This is a genomic window from Mesobacillus sp. (assembly GCF_057785455.1).
Genome location: NZ_JBYNSB010000035.1, coordinates 94,792 through 111,925, shown reverse-complemented (window position 1 = coordinate 111,925; position 17,134 = coordinate 94,792). Strand labels below are relative to the sequence as shown.

At 43.7% G+C, this 17,134-nt stretch carries 16 protein-coding genes; 14 read left to right on the top strand and 2 right to left on the bottom strand.

The genetic code is table 11. From position 1 onward, the window contains the following. Nucleotides 1-52: 52 nt before the first annotated feature. A complete protein-coding gene (locus AC3EBE_RS14385) occupies nt 53-1,537 on the bottom strand; it encodes a methyl-accepting chemotaxis protein (RefSeq protein WP_488595731.1) in 1,485 nt (494 codons plus the stop codon). Between the two features lie 208 nt (nt 1,538-1,745). Here AC3EBE_RS14385 and accB point away from each other — a divergent pair, with 208 nt between their 5' ends. The 14 genes from accB to spo0A all read left to right on the top strand — a co-directional run bounded on the left by accB (nt 1,746) and on the right by spo0A (nt 16,845). Further along, nucleotides 1,746-2,258, top strand: coding sequence for an acetyl-CoA carboxylase biotin carboxyl carrier protein (gene accB, locus AC3EBE_RS14380; RefSeq protein ID WP_488595730.1), 513 nt, complete (start codon nt 1,746-1,748; stop codon nt 2,256-2,258). 12 nt (nt 2,259-2,270) lie between these two features. After that, nucleotides 2,271-3,626 carry an acetyl-CoA carboxylase biotin carboxylase subunit gene (gene accC / locus AC3EBE_RS14375; RefSeq protein ID WP_488595729.1) on the top strand — a complete coding sequence of 452 codons (1,356 nt, stop codon included), beginning with the start codon at nt 2,271-2,273 and terminating at the stop codon, nt 3,624-3,626. Nucleotides 3,627-3,641: 15 nt separating this feature from the next. After that, entirely contained in the window at nt 3,642-4,052 is a 411-nt protein-coding gene (locus AC3EBE_RS14370; protein ID WP_488595728.1) for an Asp23/Gls24 family envelope stress response protein, read from the top strand. Nucleotides 4,053-4,398: 346 nt separating this feature from the next. Continuing rightward, nucleotides 4,399-4,791, top strand: coding sequence for a transcription antitermination factor NusB (gene nusB, locus AC3EBE_RS14365; RefSeq protein WP_488595727.1), 393 nt, complete (start codon nt 4,399-4,401; stop codon nt 4,789-4,791). A 52-nt stretch (nt 4,792-4,843) separates the two neighbouring features. Beyond that, entirely contained in the window at nt 4,844-5,716 is an 873-nt protein-coding gene (folD, locus tag AC3EBE_RS14360; protein ID WP_488595726.1) for a bifunctional methylenetetrahydrofolate dehydrogenase/methenyltetrahydrofolate cyclohydrolase FolD, read from the top strand. A gap of 158 nt (nt 5,717-5,874) precedes the next feature. After that, complete coding sequence (xseA, locus tag AC3EBE_RS14355) at nt 5,875-7,233, top strand: exodeoxyribonuclease VII large subunit (RefSeq protein ID WP_488595725.1); 1,359 nt, start codon at nt 5,875-5,877, stop codon at nt 7,231-7,233. Beyond that, nucleotides 7,223-7,456 carry an exodeoxyribonuclease VII small subunit gene (locus AC3EBE_RS14350; RefSeq protein ID WP_488595797.1) on the top strand — a complete coding sequence of 78 codons (234 nt, stop codon included), beginning with the start codon at nt 7,223-7,225 and terminating at the stop codon, nt 7,454-7,456. Before xseA ends, AC3EBE_RS14350 begins: the two co-directional genes overlap by 11 nt. A gap of 2 nt (nt 7,457-7,458) precedes the next feature. Beyond that, nucleotides 7,459-8,352: a polyprenyl synthetase family protein gene (locus AC3EBE_RS14345; RefSeq protein WP_488595724.1), complete on the top strand. Its 894-nt coding sequence runs from the start codon at nt 7,459-7,461 to the stop codon at nt 8,350-8,352. A 201-nt stretch (nt 8,353-8,553) separates the two neighbouring features. Further along, a complete protein-coding gene (dxs, locus tag AC3EBE_RS14340) occupies nt 8,554-10,446 on the top strand; it encodes a 1-deoxy-D-xylulose-5-phosphate synthase (protein WP_488595723.1) in 1,893 nt (630 codons plus the stop codon). Between the two features lie 3 nt (nt 10,447-10,449). Further along, nucleotides 10,450-11,301 carry a TlyA family RNA methyltransferase gene (locus AC3EBE_RS14335; RefSeq protein WP_488595722.1) on the top strand — a complete coding sequence of 284 codons (852 nt, stop codon included), beginning with the start codon at nt 10,450-10,452 and terminating at the stop codon, nt 11,299-11,301. Between the two features lie 555 nt (nt 11,302-11,856). Then, nucleotides 11,857-12,306 (top strand): transcriptional regulator AhrC/ArgR, encoded by a 450-nt coding sequence (gene ahrC / locus AC3EBE_RS14330; RefSeq protein ID WP_488595721.1) that lies wholly within the window; start codon nt 11,857-11,859, stop codon nt 12,304-12,306. A gap of 16 nt (nt 12,307-12,322) precedes the next feature. Next, nucleotides 12,323-14,014 carry a DNA repair protein RecN gene (gene recN / locus AC3EBE_RS14325; protein WP_488595720.1) on the top strand — a complete coding sequence of 564 codons (1,692 nt, stop codon included), beginning with the start codon at nt 12,323-12,325 and terminating at the stop codon, nt 14,012-14,014. Nucleotides 14,015-14,142: 128 nt separating this feature from the next. Further along, a complete protein-coding gene (gene spoIVB / locus AC3EBE_RS14320) occupies nt 14,143-15,429 on the top strand; it encodes a SpoIVB peptidase (RefSeq protein ID WP_488595719.1) in 1,287 nt (428 codons plus the stop codon). Between the two features lie 621 nt (nt 15,430-16,050). After that, a complete protein-coding gene (gene spo0A / locus AC3EBE_RS14315; RefSeq protein WP_488595718.1) occupies nt 16,051-16,845 on the top strand; it encodes a sporulation transcription factor Spo0A in 795 nt (264 codons plus the stop codon). A gap of 145 nt (nt 16,846-16,990) precedes the next feature. Here spo0A and AC3EBE_RS14310 read toward each other — a convergent pair whose 3' ends face one another. After that, complete coding sequence (locus AC3EBE_RS14310) at nt 16,991-17,131, bottom strand: YycC family protein (protein ID WP_488595717.1); 141 nt, start codon at nt 17,129-17,131, stop codon at nt 16,991-16,993. Nucleotides 17,132-17,134: the final 3 nt, after the last annotated feature.

Below are 17,134 nucleotides of genomic sequence, written 5' to 3'. Positions count from 1 at the left end.
TAAATCTAAAAGGGAAAGCACCCGCTGCTTTCCCTTTTGATTTAGACTGATTTCAGTTTTGATTCTGCAGCTCCAACAGGTTATCGAGTGATTCGTGGGCGATTTCCACGGACTTGAATAACTGTTCATGATGCGAGCTCTGGGAGACCGCCGCGGCGGAAATTTCCTCCAGCGCCGCGCTGGCCTGCTGGATAACAGAGCTAAATCCGGCAAGGGCTGCTTCAATCGCCATTGATGAATCAAGGATGCTTCTTGTCAAGGCTTCTTGTTCAGATACATCGCTCTTTAAATTCCTGAAGGTTTGATGGATAATCTGAAATGATTCCATTGTTTCTGCTGCAAGTTCCAGGTTTTGTGTCAGCTTTTTTGCAGTCATGCTGACGCCATCCTTTGTCATTGAGGTGTCATGCATGACCCGATGAAGATTGTCTGTGATCTGGGTGGCTGTACCGCCTGTGATGTCGGCAAGCTTCCGGACCTCCTCGGCTACGACGGCAAATCCCTTTCCGCTGTCCCCGGCCCTGGCAGCTTCAATTGAAGCGTTTAATGCGAGCAAATTCGTCTGTGACGCAATTCCCTGGATGTCCGCAGCAAAGCTCGCAGTTTCTTTTATAAGCGAAGATAATGACTGAATATGCTTATTGACAGTCTGCATATTTTCATAGGAAGCCGTCAATTCCCCAATAAGCCGGGACATCAATTCGTCCCCCTTGTCTGTTACCGCTTCAGCTGACTGGGAGTCCTGATGGAGCTTTTCCACCAGGATGGAGCTTTTTGCAATCACCTGGTTGGTTTGTTCTAGAGTCAGGGTAATATCTGTTACAGCAGCTGACTGACTGTTGATGCCTGCGGAAATCTCCGTTACAGCGTTCGTCATATCCATCGAAGATTCAAAGTTCTCGCGGCTCTTAAGTTTTACTTCATCGATCAGGTTTGATATGCTTTTGGTGTTTCTTTCAATCACTTTCCTTGTCTCCACATCTTTTAACAAAAGGTTTGCGGATTCCTGCTGGGCAGAAACAATCGTTTCGGCAAGCCTGTTTGAGATTGAAAACTGGAAGGAAAGCATAATCGTAATCAATGCATATAAAAGATAAATCGTTACATAGTTCTTTGTTTCCAATGGCAATTCATGCCTGTGCAGCAATGAAAACACAGTTATAATTGCAAAGCCGATTCCAGATGCGAGCCAAAGGAGCTTCCTTTCCATGTAGACCGCAGCCGTTGCCAGGATAAAATACAGCAGAATATAGGCTGTAGGCGACACGCTTGTCTCCATGATCAAAAATAAAACAGCAGAGACAATCACTACTGCAAGATATGGAATAAGTGCAGTGAGCTTTTTTAAAAAATGCAGCAATGCAACGATCGCTACACCGGCTCCTCCTCCTGCGACAATTGATAGAATGACTTCTAAATCCTTTTTCATCGCAATGTCAACCACGGCGGCAAGAATGACAGAAATGAGAGTGGCTTTCACAATCAAAGAGTTTTTTCTGTTGAGGTCCTCCATTTTAATTTCTTCAATGGTTTTCATTCAGTGTTTTCTCCCCTTATCGCAAACTAATGATATATTCGCTAAAAAAGGGACGATTCCTGTCGAATGAATTCACTTTTTTTTCAGAAAATATTAAAATAGATAGGTAAGGGAAGGAATTATCCTAACATATTGAATTTGCACATGGTATTATCGTATAGTATTAGTATCTAGTCATAATTATGAAAATGGACAAGGGGTGCCCAAAATGTTAAAAGTTCAGGAAATCAGAGAATTGATTAAATTAGTAGACCAATCAAGCATTGACGAGTTTTCATATGAATATGAAGGGTCAAAGATCAAAATGAAAAAGCATGGTGCAGTCAAAACTGTTGCCGAGCAAGCTCAGCCAGTTCTTGCTGCTCCAGCTCCAGCACCGCAGCCGGTGCCTGTTGTTCAGGAAACTGTTAAGCAGGAGCCTAAAATCGAAACTGCAGCGATCCAGGAAGTTAAGCAGGAAGAAGTTAAGGACACTTCGCACTTACATAAAATTGTTTCACCAATGGTGGGAACTTTCTATCAATCTTCCTCTCCGGATGCCGAGGCTTATGTAAAGCAGGGGGCAAAGGTGACCAAGGATTCAATCGTTTGTATCGTAGAAGCGATGAAGCTATTTAATGAGATCGAAGCAGAAGTAAATGGGGAAATTGTTGAAATTCTAGCAAAAGACGGCCAGCTGGTTGAATACGGACAGCCTTTATTCCTGGTCAAGCCTGAATAGGGAGCGATATGAATGATAAAAAAATTACTGATCGCCAATAGAGGAGAAATCGCAGTGCGTGTCATCCGCGCCTGCCGTGAGCTTGGAGTTGAATCGGTTGCTGTATATTCTGAAGCAGACAAGGAATCATTGCATGTCCAGCTTGCTGATGAAGCATACTGCATCGGACCCAAGGCTTCAAAAGACAGCTATTTGAATTTTACCAACATCATCAGTGTCGCTAAGCTGACCGGCTGTGATGCTATTCATCCGGGTTACGGCTTCCTTGCAGAGAATGCAGATTTTGCAGAGCTTTGCAGAGAGTGCAACATCATTTTTGTCGGGCCATCACCGGAAGCGATACAGAAAATGGGAACTAAGGATGTAGCAAGGGAAACGATGAAGGCTGCTAATGTTCCGATCGTGCCAGGTTCCCAGGGCATTATAGAGAGCACAGAAGATGCAATAAGCCTTGCCAATGAGATTGGCTATCCGGTCATCATTAAAGCGACAGCCGGCGGCGGAGGTAAGGGGATCCGCGTAGCAAGAACCGAGCAGGAAATGATCAAGGGTATCAATATCACACAGCAGGAGGCAATGACAGCATTTGGGAATCCGGGAGTCTATATTGAGAAATATATTGAAGATTTCCGCCATGTTGAAATCCAGGTTCTTGCTGACAGCTATGGACATACCATCCACCTTGGTGAACGCGATTGTTCGATCCAGAGGCGCCTGCAGAAGCTGCTCGAGGAAACGCCATCACCAGCGCTTGATGGGGAAACGAGGGCTGAGATGGGTGCTGCAGCAGTAAAAGCTGCTGAAGCCGTGAATTATACAGGTGCTGGAACGGTAGAATTCATTTACGATTATCGCAATCGAAAGTTTTATTTTATGGAAATGAATACGAGAATCCAGGTCGAGCATCCTGTAACAGAGATGGTAACAGGTGTTGACTTGATTAAGGAACAAATAAAAATTGCCTCTGGTGAAAGGCTCAACCTTAAGCAGGAGGATGTGCAGTTCAACGGCTGGGCAATTGAATGCCGTATAAATGCCGAAAATCCTGCGAAAAATTTCATGCCTTCTGCGGGAAAAATTAAAATGTACCTGCCACCAGGCGGTTTTGGTGTTAGAATAGACTCAGCGGCATATCCTGGCTATACGATTCCGCCATACTATGACTCAATGATTGCAAAGGTCATTGCCTACGGAAGCAGCCGGGAAGAAGCGATCGACCGCATGAAGAGAGCCCTGAGCGAATTCGTGGTTGAAGGAATTCATACAACCATCCCGTTCCATCTGAAGCTTCTGAACCATGAGAAGTTTGTAGAGGGGCAATTCAATACTAAATTCTTGGAAATGTATGATGTAATGGCAGAAGAATAATAGGAGGGTCAGGCCATGAGTGAACAGCAAAATTTACTTGAAATGAGCCATGTTGATAGCGGCTTGGGGAAAGTGGAAATTGCACCTGAAGTAATCGAAGTCATCGCAAGCATTGCTGCATCTGAAGTGGAAGGTGTGATGCAAATGCGCGGAAGCTTTGCTGCCGGTGTAGTAGAGAAGCTTGGCAAGAAAAACCACGGCAAGGGTGTAAAGGTAGAACTTGCTGAAGAAGGAATTAAAGTTGACGTATACTGCGTCATGAAATTCGGGGTATCCATTCCTGCAGTTGCACAAAAGATCCAGGATAATATTCGCCAGGCTTTATTGAATATGACTGCATTGGATGCCACTGAAGTGAATATCCATGTCGTCGGAATTCAATTTGAAAACCAAAAGGCAGAAGCAGAAGTAGAACAGGAAGTATGAAAACGGAACCAAAGGCATAATTAATGTGTCTTTGGTTTTTTTTTGTTCAGGATGAAAAAACCATAATAGGCGCTTGGTGTTTTAAATTTCGGCTCTGTTAATTTGAAGGTTGATTTTTAATCCTGCGGGATGAAGCGGGCAGATGAAACCCCGCAGGAGCAAAGCGAAGCGCAACATCCTTAATACAGGTACATGCATTTCTTTAGCCTCTAAGATGGCAATTTTTCCATTGTTTTGATTAACTTTTTCTAAAAAGTGAAAAATAATAGGAAACCATGCGCAATAAGTTATGATATGCTATTATTTTGTTAGAATCAGACAAGCCATAAAGGAGCTAAGGAATAGAATGAAAAGAAGAACAGCAAGAGAAAAGGCCCTTCAGGCCTTATTCCAGATTGATATAAGCAAAGTAGAACCTTCTGATGCAATCGAACACGTATTGGAGGAGGAAGCGGGCGATGACTACCTGAATAAGCTTGTATTTGGAACGATTGAACATCAGGATGAAATCGACGGGCAAATAAAGCTCTATTTAGAGAAATGGTCATTGGACAGACTTGCCGCTGTTGACCGTAACCTTCTGCGTCTTGCCGTTTATGAATTAAAACATTGCGGCGAAGAAGTACCTGCAAATGTAGTTCTTGATGAAGCGATTGAAATTGCGAAACTGTATGGAGATGACCAATCAAGCCGGTTTATAAATGGGGTTCTTTCTAAGGTGAAACAGAGTATTTCCTAAACCATTAAAAGGCAGGTTGGACCTTTCCTGAATGATTGAGGGGGAGAAAGAAATGGCTGCTATAATTATTGATGGAAAAGAAATTGCTAAAAAGAAAAGGCTCGAAATTGTCGAACGTGTTCAAGAATTGAAGAGGCAGGATCTTACACCCGGTCTTGCCGTTATTCTTGTCGGGGATAATCAGGCATCAAGGACTTATGTGAACAGCAAGCAGAAGACTGCACGTGAATTAGGGATGCATAATGTACTGATTGAGTATCCATCCACCATCACAGAGCATGAATTGCTCTCAAAAATTGATGAATTGAACAAGGCCGAAGAAATCCATGGCATTCTGGTCCAACTGCCGCTTCCTGGACACATTGATGAAACCAAATTGATTGAAGCAATCTCCCCTGAAAAGGACGTGGATGGTTTCCACCCAATCAACATTGGGCGGATGATGACCGGGCAGGACGCATTCTTGCCATGTACTCCATTCGGAGTGATGGTCATGCTGGAGGAAATGGGAATCGATCCAGCGGGCAAGGACGTCGTGGTAGTCGGCAGAAGCAATATTGTCGGTAAACCTGCAGGACAGCTGTTCCTGAACAAAAATGCCACTGTTACATACTGCCATTCAAGGACAAAGGATTTGAAGGAACATACAAAAAAGGCTGATATTGTCGTTTCAGCAGTAGGGAAAGCAGGCCTGATTACCGCTGATCATATCAAGCCAGGTGCAGTGGTCATCGATGTTGGCATGAACCGCAATGCCGAAGGGAAGCTCTGCGGAGATGTTGCGTATGCTGAGGTTAAAGAAAAGGCTGGCTATATCACACCTGTTCCAGGCGGAGTAGGTCCCATGACGATCGCCATGCTTATGTATAATACATTGAAATCTGCTAATAATCACCTCAATAAACTGCAAAATTCGAATCTATAAGGTGTGATCCTGTCTATATCTATTATTTTTTAGAGGCTCTTATTCATTGCTGCAAGTGACGAATCGAGATTCTAAATTTATAATGGATATAGACAGTTTTTTTATGGGTTTGAAATATAAGCAGCAGCTAATGGAAATTGCTTTTAAAGGAGTTTGTCATGGATAATCAGCGTTATCTGACCGTCAACGCATTAACCAAATACATAAAGAGAAAATTTGATGCAGATCCACACCTTCAGGATGTATATATTAAAGGTGAAATATCGAACTTTAAGCGCCATACGAGCGGTCATATGTATTTTACACTTAAGGATGAAAAGGCTAGAATACTTGCTGTCATGTTTGCGAGTGCGAATCGATCCTTGAAGTTCAAGCCGGAAAACGGCATGAAGGTCCTTGTGCGGGGAGAAATTTCCGTCTTCGAGGGCAGCGGACAATATCAGGTATATATTAAAGAAATGAAAACCGACGGGGTTGGCGATCTTTTTATTGCCTATGAACAGTTGAAGAAACGACTGGAGCAGGAAGGCCTGTTTTCGCCAAGGTACAAGCAGGCTTTGCCTAAATACCCTAAGGCAGTTGGAATCGTGACCTCACCCACAGGAGCGGCAATAAGGGATATTTTGACAACGATAAAGAGGAGATACCCTATTACCAAAGTAATGATCTATCCTGCTTTGGTACAGGGTGAGCAGGGAGCTCCATCAATCGTGCGGGCTATCCAGAAAGCGAATGAAAGAAAGGATGTTGATGTCCTGATTATCGGCCGCGGCGGTGGTTCTATCGAAGAGTTATGGTCTTTCAATGAAGAGGCAGTCGCCAGGGCTATATTCGCTTCGGCGATCCCGGTCATTTCTGCGGTGGGCCATGAAACGGATTTTACCATCGCTGACTTTGTCGCCGATATGAGGGCGCCAACGCCAACAGGAGCTGCCGAGCTTGCGGTGCCGCATATCCAGGAGCTACTTGAGCGTGTCATGAATCGTGAGACAAGGCTGTTAAGGGCAATGCGGGAAAAAGTGTACTTCCAGCAGGAACGCTACCAGAGGCTTATCAGGTCCTATGCCTTCCGGTACCCTAGAAAACTCTATGAACAAAAGCTTGAACAGGTTGACAAGCTGACAGAGTCATTGACTCGAGGAGCGCAAAAGCTTTACTCAGTCAAAATGGACAATCTCCAATTAATCAGAAAACGGCTGCAGAGGAGCCATCCTGAGGAATTGAAAAATATTTCTGCTGAAAAGCATCAAAGAGCAGCAAGGGCTTTAAACAGGGCAATGACAGCAGTAGTGACAGAAAAACGAAAAGAGTTTAACGGGATTATTTCAACACTTGAAGCCTTGAGCCCGTTAAAAATAATGGACCGGGGCTATAGCCTTGCCTACACAGAAGATGGACAGCTTATCAAAAAGGTTTCCCAGGCAAGTCCTGACCGAAAGATTTATGTCAAGCTTTCTGATGGAAGCTTAAAGTGTATTGTCACTGATATAGAGGAGAGTGGAAATGATGGCAGATGAGAAAAAATTGACATTTGAACAGGCGATGGAACAATTAGAATCAATCGTCGAAAAGCTTGAAGAGGGAGATGTCCCGCTTGAAGAAGCAATTTCATTTTATAAAGAGGGCATGGAGCTTTCCAAGCTCTGTCATGATAAACTTAAGAATGTCGAGACACAATTGGCTGAAATCATTACGGAAGATGGACGTACTGAAGGTTTCTCCATAAATGAGGAGGAGTAGTATTGCACCCTGTTTCACTTGAACTTTTCACAAAAAAATATAAAGCTCTGGTTGAAGAAAGGCTTAGGGAGGCTGTCCTGGCCATTGAGACACCAGAAAATCTGGCTAAATCGATGCTTTATTCACTTGAGGCAGGCGGTAAAAGAATCCGCCCTTTATTGCTATTTGCTGTGATTGAAGCGTTTGGAAAGGATCCGGCAATTGGCAGGGATGCAGCTGCCGCCATTGAAATGGTGCATACGTATTCTTTGATCCATGACGACTTGCCCAGTATGGATGACGATGATTTAAGAAGAGGCAAGCCTACCAATCATAAGGTTTTTGGTGAAGCTACAGCAATTCTTTCCGGGGATGCCCTGTTGACCCACAGCTTCAATCTGCTAGCGGAAATGAATGAAGAAGATGTCCCTCCGGCGGTGAAGCTCAGCTTGATCGGCGGCTTATCAAAAGCTGCAGGTGCAGCCGGGATGGTTGGTGGACAGATAGCTGATATGGAGGGTGAAAGCAAGCAGCTCACACTGGAGCAGCTTGAATATATTCATATCAATAAAACAGGCAAACTTTTGGAATACAGCATTCTGGCCGGAGCACAGATTGCGGGTGCGACAGAAGAACAAAAGGAGACCTTAGTTCAATTCGCTTATCATATTGGCCTTGCATTCCAAATCAGGGACGACATACTCGATCTTGAGGGCAGTGAAGAGCTGATTGGTAAACCGGTAGGCAGCGATACAGAGAACGAAAAAAGTACCTATCCTGCGCTTCTGGGAATAGAGGGAGCGAAGGAAGCCCTGGCCAATCACCTGACTAAAGCAAAAGCAGCTTTGGCTTCGATGGAACTGGAAGCCACTGTGCTGGCGGAAATTGCTGATTTGATTGGTTTGAGGAACCATTAATCCCGGCATCCGTTGAGAATGCTCGCTGCATGTGCTATAATTGGCTGTTAGCACGACTGTGTTGACAGCTTTTTTTCATACATAATTTGTGCTTTAGCTTGAAATCGGTTCTTTACTTAATATATGTTAATACTAACAACTTTTTGGAAACAGAAATAAATCAACGGATAATAAGTCAGAAATGAAAGTGAGTGGTCCGAAATGGATCTTTTATCAATAAAAGACCCTTCCTTCTTGAAAAATCTTTCGATTGCGGAATTGGAAGCGTTAAGTGAGGAGATTCGGCAGTTTTTAATTGAAAAGTTATCAGTTACAGGCGGCCATATTGGCCCGAATCTAGGGGTAGTGGAGCTTACGATTGCCCTGCACAAATGCTTTGACAGCCCCAAGGATAAATTCCTTTGGGATGTGGGGCATCAGTCGTATGTACATAAAATCCTGACTGGACGTGCATGTCAATTTGATACTTTAAGGCAGTATAAAGGCCTGTGCGGCTTTCCGAAAATGATTGAAAGTGAGCATGATGTCTGGGAAACAGGCCATAGTTCCACCTCCTTATCGGCAGCGATGGGTATGGCGATTGCCAGGGACCTAAAAGGTGAAAATTCCCATATTGTCCCGATTATCGGTGATGGCGCCCTTACTGGCGGAATGGCTCTTGAAGCTTTAAATCATATCGGCCATGAAAAAAAGAAGCTGATTGTCATCCTCAATGATAATGAAATGTCGATCGCACCAAATGTCGGCGCGCTGCACAATGTGCTCGGCCGCTTAAGGACGGCAGGGAAATACCATTGGGTTAAGGATGAGCTTGAATATTTGCTGAAAAAAGTTCCGGCAATTGGCGGGCAGCTTGCAGCAACAGCCGAAAGGATCAAGGACAGCTTAAAATACCTGTTTGTTTCTGGTATCTTTTTCGAGGAATTGGGCTTCACCTATCTTGGCCCAGTAGACGGCCATAATTATGAGGCTTTATTCGAAAATCTTGCTTATGCGAAAAAACAGGAAGGGCCTGTACTGCTGCATGTCATCACGAAAAAAGGAAAAGGATACAATCCTGCTGAGAACGATAAAATCGGCACATGGCACGGGACCGGTCCATATAAAATGGAAACTGGAGACTTTGTTAAGCCGGAATACGCGCCTCCGGCATGGAGCAAGCTTGTGAGTGAGACGGTGAGGAAAATTGCCAGGACGGATGACCGCGTGGTTGCTGTCACACCGGCAATGCCTGTTGGGTCCAAGCTTGAAGGGTTCGCAAGTGAATTTCCAGACAGGATGATCGATGTCGGTATCGCGGAACAGCATGCTGCAACTTTTGCTGCCGGCCTTGCGACTCAAAAGATGAAACCCTTCCTTGCGATTTACTCAACCTTCCTTCAGCGAGCCTATGATCAGGTGGTTCACGATATCTGCCGCCAGAACTTAAATGTATTTATTGGCATCGATCGGGCAGGCCTGGTAGGAGCCGATGGCGAAACACATCAGGGTGTGTTTGACATCGCTTTTTTAAGACATCTGCCAAATATGGTTTTAATGATGCCGAAGGATGAAAACGAAGGACAGCATATGGTGTATACTGCAATGAAATACGATGATGGCCCAATCGCGATGAGATACCCGCGCGGAAATGGACTAGGGGTACCGATGGAGAAAGAGTTAAAGCAAATTCCAATTGGTACCTGGGAAGTATTGCGCGAGGGTGAGGATGCGGCTATCCTGACATTCGGCACGACTATACCGATGGCGCTGGAAGCGGCTGAAATCCTTGCAAAACAAGGTATTTCGGTAAAAGTAGTCAATTCAAGGTTCATCAAGCCGCTCGATGAGAAAATCCTTACAGAGATTTTGAATGACGATATACCAATCCTTACAATCGAAGAAGCTGTCCTCCAGGGTGGTTTTGGCAGCTTTGTCCTGGAAACGGCGCATGATCTTGGCTACAGCCATGCTGAAATCGATCGTATGGGAATCCCTGACCAATTTATTGAACATGGTAGTGTTGATAAATTGCTCAAGGAAATTGGAATGACAACTGAAGATGTTGTCTTGCGGATCCAGAAACTGGCAAGACAAAAACAAAAAAGGGCGTAACTGATGAAAAACAAAAAAGAACGTTTAGATGTGCTGCTGGTTGAGCGAGGCCTTGCCGAAACGCGGGAAAAGGCAAAGCGAACCATCATGGCCGGGCTCGTCTATTCTAATGAAAACCGACTGGACAAACCTGGTGAAAAGGTGAATAGTGACATTCCCCTCACTGTAAAGGGGAATGTCCTTCCATATGTAAGCAGGGGCGGTCTGAAGCTTGAGAAGGCATTGAAGGTCTTTAATCTTGATGTCAAAGGGAAAACTCTACTGGACATAGGGTCATCTACCGGAGGTTTTACAGATTGTGCATTGCAAAATGGAGCTGAAATGTCATATGCACTTGATGTAGGCTATAACCAGCTTGCCTGGAAACTTCGCCAGGATGAACGTGTCGAAGTGATGGAGCGTACAAATTTCCGATATGTAAAGCCTGAGGATTTGACCCGGGGCCTTCCAAGTTTCGCAAGTATAGATGTTTCGTTTATTTCCCTGCGTTTAATTCTCCCTGTCCTGAAAACTTTGCTCATTCCAGGAAGTGATGTTGTAGCTCTGGTAAAGCCGCAGTTTGAAGCAGGGCGTGAACAGGTAGGGAAGAAGGGAATTGTGCGTGATCGCAAAGTCCACGAAGAGGTAATTGAGCGGATCATAGCCTTTTCAATAGATCAGGGATATGATGTTCATGATTTATCCTATTCGCCAATTACAGGCGGCGATGGAAACATCGAATTCCTTCTGCATTTGCAGTGGAATGGCAAAATGGAGGATCATGGCGAATTAAGACTGAAGACAACTGCGAAAGAGATTGTCGAGCAAGCGCACAATGAACTCAAATCAAAACAAACGAACGAAGATGAAGAATAGGCGATATTAGCCTGTTCTTTTATTTTTGGTCAAGCTGGTTATGTAAAGAATGGACATAAACTAAGTGCCATCTTTTTGAAATAGGCTGTTTTAGCAAAGATTCTTGCTAAATTTTTAAATCCAGCTGATTGCAGTGGAAGGCGCGCAGACTCCTTCGGGATGAAGCGGGCAGGTGAGACCCCGCAGGAGCAAAGCGGCGAGGAGGCTCACCGCACGCCCCGAGGAAAGCGGAGCGCCTGGAACGAAAATCAACAGCCTTTTATTCCAATAGTTTTTTTAAAAAACATGGTTACCCTTTTTGAAAATGGGAGATTTCTTTCACACCTATATAAAACAGGAACAAAGTATTAGAAAAGAGCATTAGAAAAAGTCTAGCCTGTTTGATGAAAATTGCCTGGAACTCGGCTAATCTTTGTAAATGTTCACCCGTTTGTCAAAACCTTAAAGAAGGTTTTGGTGAAGAATCACGAAAGATTGTACAATCTGTTGAAATCGGCTAACATATGAGTATAAATGTATGAACAAATGTTTCGGATCCATTCAGGGGTGATAAGAATGAATAAAGGCCAACGCCATATTAAGATACGCGAACTGATCGCGAGCAAGGATATTGAAACACAGGATGAGCTTGTTGACCGCTTGAAGGCAGCAGGATTCAATGTAACACAGGCAACTGTATCCCGGGATATTAAGGAGCTGCATCTTGTTAAAGTACCTTTAATTGATGGAAGGTATAAGTACAGCCTCCCGGCAGACCAGCGTTTCAATCCTTTGCAAAAGCTGAAAAGGTCGCTAATGGACGCTTTTGTACGCATTGACCAGGCGGGCCATTTGCTCGTAATGAAAACCTTGCCGGGCAACGCAAATGCAATTGGTGCATTAATTGATAATCTTGATTGGGATGATATACTTGGAACGATTTGCGGGGATGACACCATCTTGATTATTTGCCGGACTCCGGAAGATACCGAGCTTGTCACAAATCGTTTTCTAGATATGCTGTAAATGAGGTGACGTTTGCTTGTTAAACGAACTATCGATTAGGAACTTTGCAATTATTGAATCTCTTTCCGTTTCTTTTAATAAAGGTTTGACCGTCCTTACCGGTGAAACAGGAGCGGGTAAATCCATCATCATCGACGCCATCCATCTTCTTGTTGGCGGCAGGGGCTCAGCTGAGTTTGTCCGCCATGGCGAGGAGAAAGCGGAAATCGAAGGTCTATTTTTCCTGGAAGGAGACCAGCACCCATGCTATGCCAGAGCGTCCGAATTTGGCATCGAAGTTGAGGATGGCATGATTGTCTTGAGAAGAGATATATCGGCGAGCGGCAAGAGTGTTTGCCGAATAAATGGCAAGCTCGTCACGATTGCCGTACTGCGTGAAGTGGGTTCTACACTGATCGATATACACGGGCAGCATGAACATCAGGAATTGATGGATGAAACGAGGCACATCAATTTGCTCGATCAGTTTGGGGCTGAAGAAATACTTCCTGCCCTCCAGGAGTACCAGCATGTGTACCGGTCATTTGAATTGACACAAAAGAAATTGAAAAGCTTGAGTGAGAATGAACAGCAAATGGCTCACCGGCTTGATTTGATTCAATTTCAGCATGATGAAATTACATCAGCCGGATTGAAATTGAATGAAGATGAGGAGCTTTTTGAAGAGAAACGCAAGCTGGGCAATTACGAACGGATTTTTGAAAGTATCCAGAATAGCTATACGGCTCTTCAAGGTGAACAAAAAGGGCTTGACTGGATTTCACTGGTAATGGACAACCTTCAAAATGCGGCAGAGTTGGATGCATCCTATAAGCCAGTAGCTGAAGCAGTTTCCAACAGCTTTTATATTCTTGAGGATGCAGCAAGGACGATCAGGAATGAGATGGATTCTCTTGAATATGACCCTCAGCGTTTGAATGATATAGAAGAAAGATTGAATGAGATCAATCAGCTGAAACGCAAATATGGGAAGACGATCGAAGAGATTCTCGAGTATGCTTCCAAGATCGAAGAGGAAATCGAAACTCTTCAAAATAAAGAAGTCCATATTGGCCAAATGGAAAAGGAACTTGCCTCTTTAAGGAAGGATTTGCGAATAGAAGCTGTCAACCTGTCAGATATCCGCAAAAAATGGGCTAAGAAATTAACGAAAATGATTCACAATGAGCTTAAGGAGCTCTATATGGAAAAAGCAGTTTTTGAATTGCGGATTGAGTCTGTACCTGATGTGTTTCATAAAAACGGAGCAGACAAAGTTGAATTCTATATTTCCACGAACCCTGGTGAACCTTTGAAGCCGTTGTCAAAGATCGCATCGGGTGGAGAGCTTTCCCGAATCATGCTTGCACTGAAGAGTATTTTTTCTAAACATCAGGGAGTCACTTCAATAATCTTTGATGAAGTGGATACAGGTGTGAGCGGTCGCGTGGCACAGGCAATTGCCGAAAAAATCTACAATGTATCGACCGGGTCGCAGGTGCTTTGTATTTCTCACTTGCCTCAAGTTGCAGCGATGGCAGATACTCATCTGTATATTGCCAAAGTTATTAAAAATGGGCGAACGAAGACTTCGGTAACTCCATTGTCCATCCATGATAAGGTGAAAGAGATCGGCCGGATGATATCTGGCGTTGAAATTACTGACTTAACCAAACAGCATGCTGAAGAATTGTTGAAACTGGCACAGAATATGAAGGCAGCAACTTGAAAAGCTATCCATAATGGGTAGCTTTTTTATTTTTATACAGGTTATAAATGAGCGGACTCGAGGCAAAATTAAAGATGTAGCCATTATCGATGTGTGTGTGTGGACTAGAAGCGAGGAGAGTGAATGGATTGAAAAAAGATTTTCTCAGAAAATTTATTGGTGGAATTCTCCTTGTTTCATTAATTGCTTTAGGATTTGCAAAACCTGTACATGAATATTTATCAATTCCAGGAGATATTACTTTATTTGAAGGACAAAAGCTCGATTTTTCAGCCAAGGCAGTCCATGTGACAGCTCCGGCAGTGGACGCGAGCATAACTGTTAATCAGGATGGCGAAAACGTTTCTTTAGAAGCGAAAGCCCACGGCAAGGACGAAATGGTCCTCGAGCTTGCTGGTTTTCCGGTGAAGAAAGTAGACGTTAATGTTCTAAAGGATTTCAAAGTCATGCCTGGAGGCCAGTCAATCGGCGTTAAGCTGAACACTGTCGGTGTCCTAGTGGTCGGACATCATCAGGTTCAGGCAGAAGAGGGCAGGGTATCCCCGGGTGAAGCAGCAGGAATTAAAAAAGGCGATATTATCACAGAAATCAATGGCAAGCAAATAGAAAAGATGTCAGATGTAGGTCCATTCGTAAAACAGGCAGGAGAAGACGGGAAACCATTGAATTTAGTGCTTAAACGAGAAAATGAAAAAATCAATGCACATCTTCAGCCGAAAAAAGATGTGAATGAAAACACATATAAGCTAGGATTGTATATCCGTGATTCTGCGGCAGGGATTGGAACAATGACCTTTTATCATCCGCAGTCCAAAAAGTACGGTGCCCTCGGACATGTAATATCCGATATGGACACGAAAAAGCCGATCGTTGTTGATGATGGACAGATTGTCCGCTCCACGGTCACATCCATTGAAAAAGGCGGAAAAGGTGATCCCGGTGAGAAACTGGCCCGCTTTTCGTCTGACAGGGAAATTATCGGGGACATTCAAAGAAACAGCCCATTTGGCATTTTTGGCGAATTGAATCGGGATATTAAAAATGGGATTTTAGATACTCCACTTCCCATTGCTCTTTCGCATCAGGTGAAAGAAGGGCCGGCGAAGATCCTGACGGTCGTAAACAATGATGAAGTGAATCTTTTTGATATAGAGATTGTCAGCACCATCCCGCAAAAGTTTCCGGCAACAAAAGGCATGGTCATTAAAGTGACAGACCCAGAGCTGTTGGAGAAAACGGGAGGCATTGTCCAGGGAATGAGCGGAAGTCCGATCATCCAGGACAATAAGCTTGTAGGCGCAGTCACACATGTTTTTGTCAATGACCCAACCAGCGGTTATGGCGTCCATATTGAATGGATGCTAAATGAAGCGGGTATTGATATTTACGAAAAACCAAGGGAACAGGCTAGTTAATACCAATGGATATACGGCGGCTTATGCCGCCTTTTTTTTGTAAGGCTCTGTTTAAGCAAAATGTTGTTTTTTAACTCCTGTTAATTGTAGTGGAAGGCGCGTAGACTCCTCCGAAAATGCTAACGCATTTCCCTCGTGCGTGGGCAAATTCGAGGAAGCCCATTCAAAGTCCTGCGGGCCCACCTGGACAGGTGAGACCCCGGTAGAAATGGCCCGAAAAGAAGGGGCCATTTTACCCCGCAGAAGTAAAGTGACGAGGATGCTCAGCGCCAGCCCCAAGAAGAATTCGCTCATGAAAAAGCCGGCAGTTGGGCTTTTTCATAATTCTTCAGCGGAAAGCGGAGCGCCTGGAACGAAAATTAACAGCCATGTTTAACAGATCCTTGTATACAAAAATACATAAAATAAGAAAATTCGACATAATCCTTCTTGCTTTTTTGTCAACTATCGAAATCAGTCGAAAAACAAAGGAAAATGAAGCATTAATTAGAAAATATTACTTTTTTAAGAAAAAATTAAAAATAAGAGGAATTTCTGTTGCATTGTCGAATTAGTCATTTAGAATAGAAAATAGAGAAGATAAAATTTGTGAACATAATTGGATTGAGGAGGAACCAAGTAGTGAACAAAATTAAAGTATTTGTCGTGGACGACAACAGAGAATTGGTGGGGCTTCTTGAAGAATACATTTCATCACAGGATGATATGGAAATAATCGGTGTTGCGCATAACGGCCAGGAATGCCTGGAAATGCTTGAAGATACAGATCCTGATGTAATGCTGCTGGATATAATCATGCCTCATCTTGACGGTTTGGCTGTGCTGGAAAAGCTTCGAGACTTGAAAAAAGGCATTATCCCCAATGTCATTATGCTGACGGCATTCGGGCAAGAAGACGTAACCAAAAAAGCTGTTGAACTTGGAGCTTCCTATTTCATCCTAAAACCATTCGATATGGAACATCTTGCTGGCCATATCCGTCAGGTTAGCGGCAAAGCCAAAACGATGCCAAGGAAGCCTGCATCCATTAATTATGGAAGGTCAGCTGCCGAACAAAAACCTAAAAATCTTGACGCAAGCATTACCAGCATCATTCATGAAATTGGCGTGCCTGCACATATTAAAGGCTATATGTACCTGCGTGAAGCTATCTCCATGGTCTATAATGATATTGAACTTCTTGGCTCAATTACGAAAGTCCTCTATCCTGATATCGCCAAGAAATTCAATACGACAGCAAGCCGGGTGGAACGTGCAATCCGACATGCAATTGAAGTAGCATGGAGCAGAGGGAATATCGATTCCATTTCGTCGTTATTTGGCTACACTGTTTCGATGTCGAAGGCAAAGCCAACAAATTCAGAGTTCATCGCGATGGTCGCTGACAAACTGCGCCTGGAGCATAAAGCTTCTTGAAAGAGTTAGAACTGTAATGAGCAATTATTAATTATTTTTTGTAAAAGACATCCCTCTTTGTATCCGTTTACGATATGAGATGGATGTTTTATTTTTTCATCGATTTTGGAAATAGAAAAACGCCTGTACATAGGCGTCCTGGATGTTATTTCTCTTTCTCTTTTTCAAGCTCTGCTAATTTTTGCAAAAGGATATGCTGCGGCATATGCATGATGCGCTCGATTGGCATTCCAAGTTTCTCCGAGAGCTTTAAAGCAGTATCAGCGGAAATTTGCAATGGTCTCATTTT

Bases quoted from the DNA above. Each gene is read 5' to 3' on its own strand.
- AC3EBE_RS14385 (WP_488595731.1), bottom strand. From the start codon at position 1,537: ATGAAAACCATTGAAGAAATTAAAATGGAGGACCTCAACAGAAAAAAC.
- accB (WP_488595730.1), top strand. From the start codon at position 1,746: ATGTTAAAAGTTCAGGAAATCAGAGAATTGATTAAATTAGTAGACCAA.
- accC (WP_488595729.1), top strand. From the start codon at position 2,271: ATGATAAAAAAATTACTGATCGCCAATAGAGGAGAAATCGCAGTGCGT.
- AC3EBE_RS14370 (WP_488595728.1), top strand. From the start codon at position 3,642: ATGAGTGAACAGCAAAATTTACTTGAAATGAGCCATGTTGATAGCGGC.
- nusB (WP_488595727.1), top strand. From the start codon at position 4,399: ATGAAAAGAAGAACAGCAAGAGAAAAGGCCCTTCAGGCCTTATTCCAG.
- folD (WP_488595726.1), top strand. From the start codon at position 4,844: ATGGCTGCTATAATTATTGATGGAAAAGAAATTGCTAAAAAGAAAAGG.
- xseA (WP_488595725.1), top strand. From the start codon at position 5,875: ATGGATAATCAGCGTTATCTGACCGTCAACGCATTAACCAAATACATA.
- AC3EBE_RS14350 (WP_488595797.1), top strand. From the start codon at position 7,223: ATGGCAGATGAGAAAAAATTGACATTTGAACAGGCGATGGAACAATTA.
- dxs (WP_488595723.1), top strand. From the start codon at position 8,554: ATGGATCTTTTATCAATAAAAGACCCTTCCTTCTTGAAAAATCTTTCG.
- AC3EBE_RS14335 (WP_488595722.1), top strand. From the start codon at position 10,450: ATGAAAAACAAAAAAGAACGTTTAGATGTGCTGCTGGTTGAGCGAGGC.
- ahrC (WP_488595721.1), top strand. From the start codon at position 11,857: ATGAATAAAGGCCAACGCCATATTAAGATACGCGAACTGATCGCGAGC.
- AC3EBE_RS14310 (WP_488595717.1), bottom strand. From the start codon at position 17,131: ATGAGACCATTGCAAATTTCCGCTGATACTGCTTTAAAGCTCTCGGAG.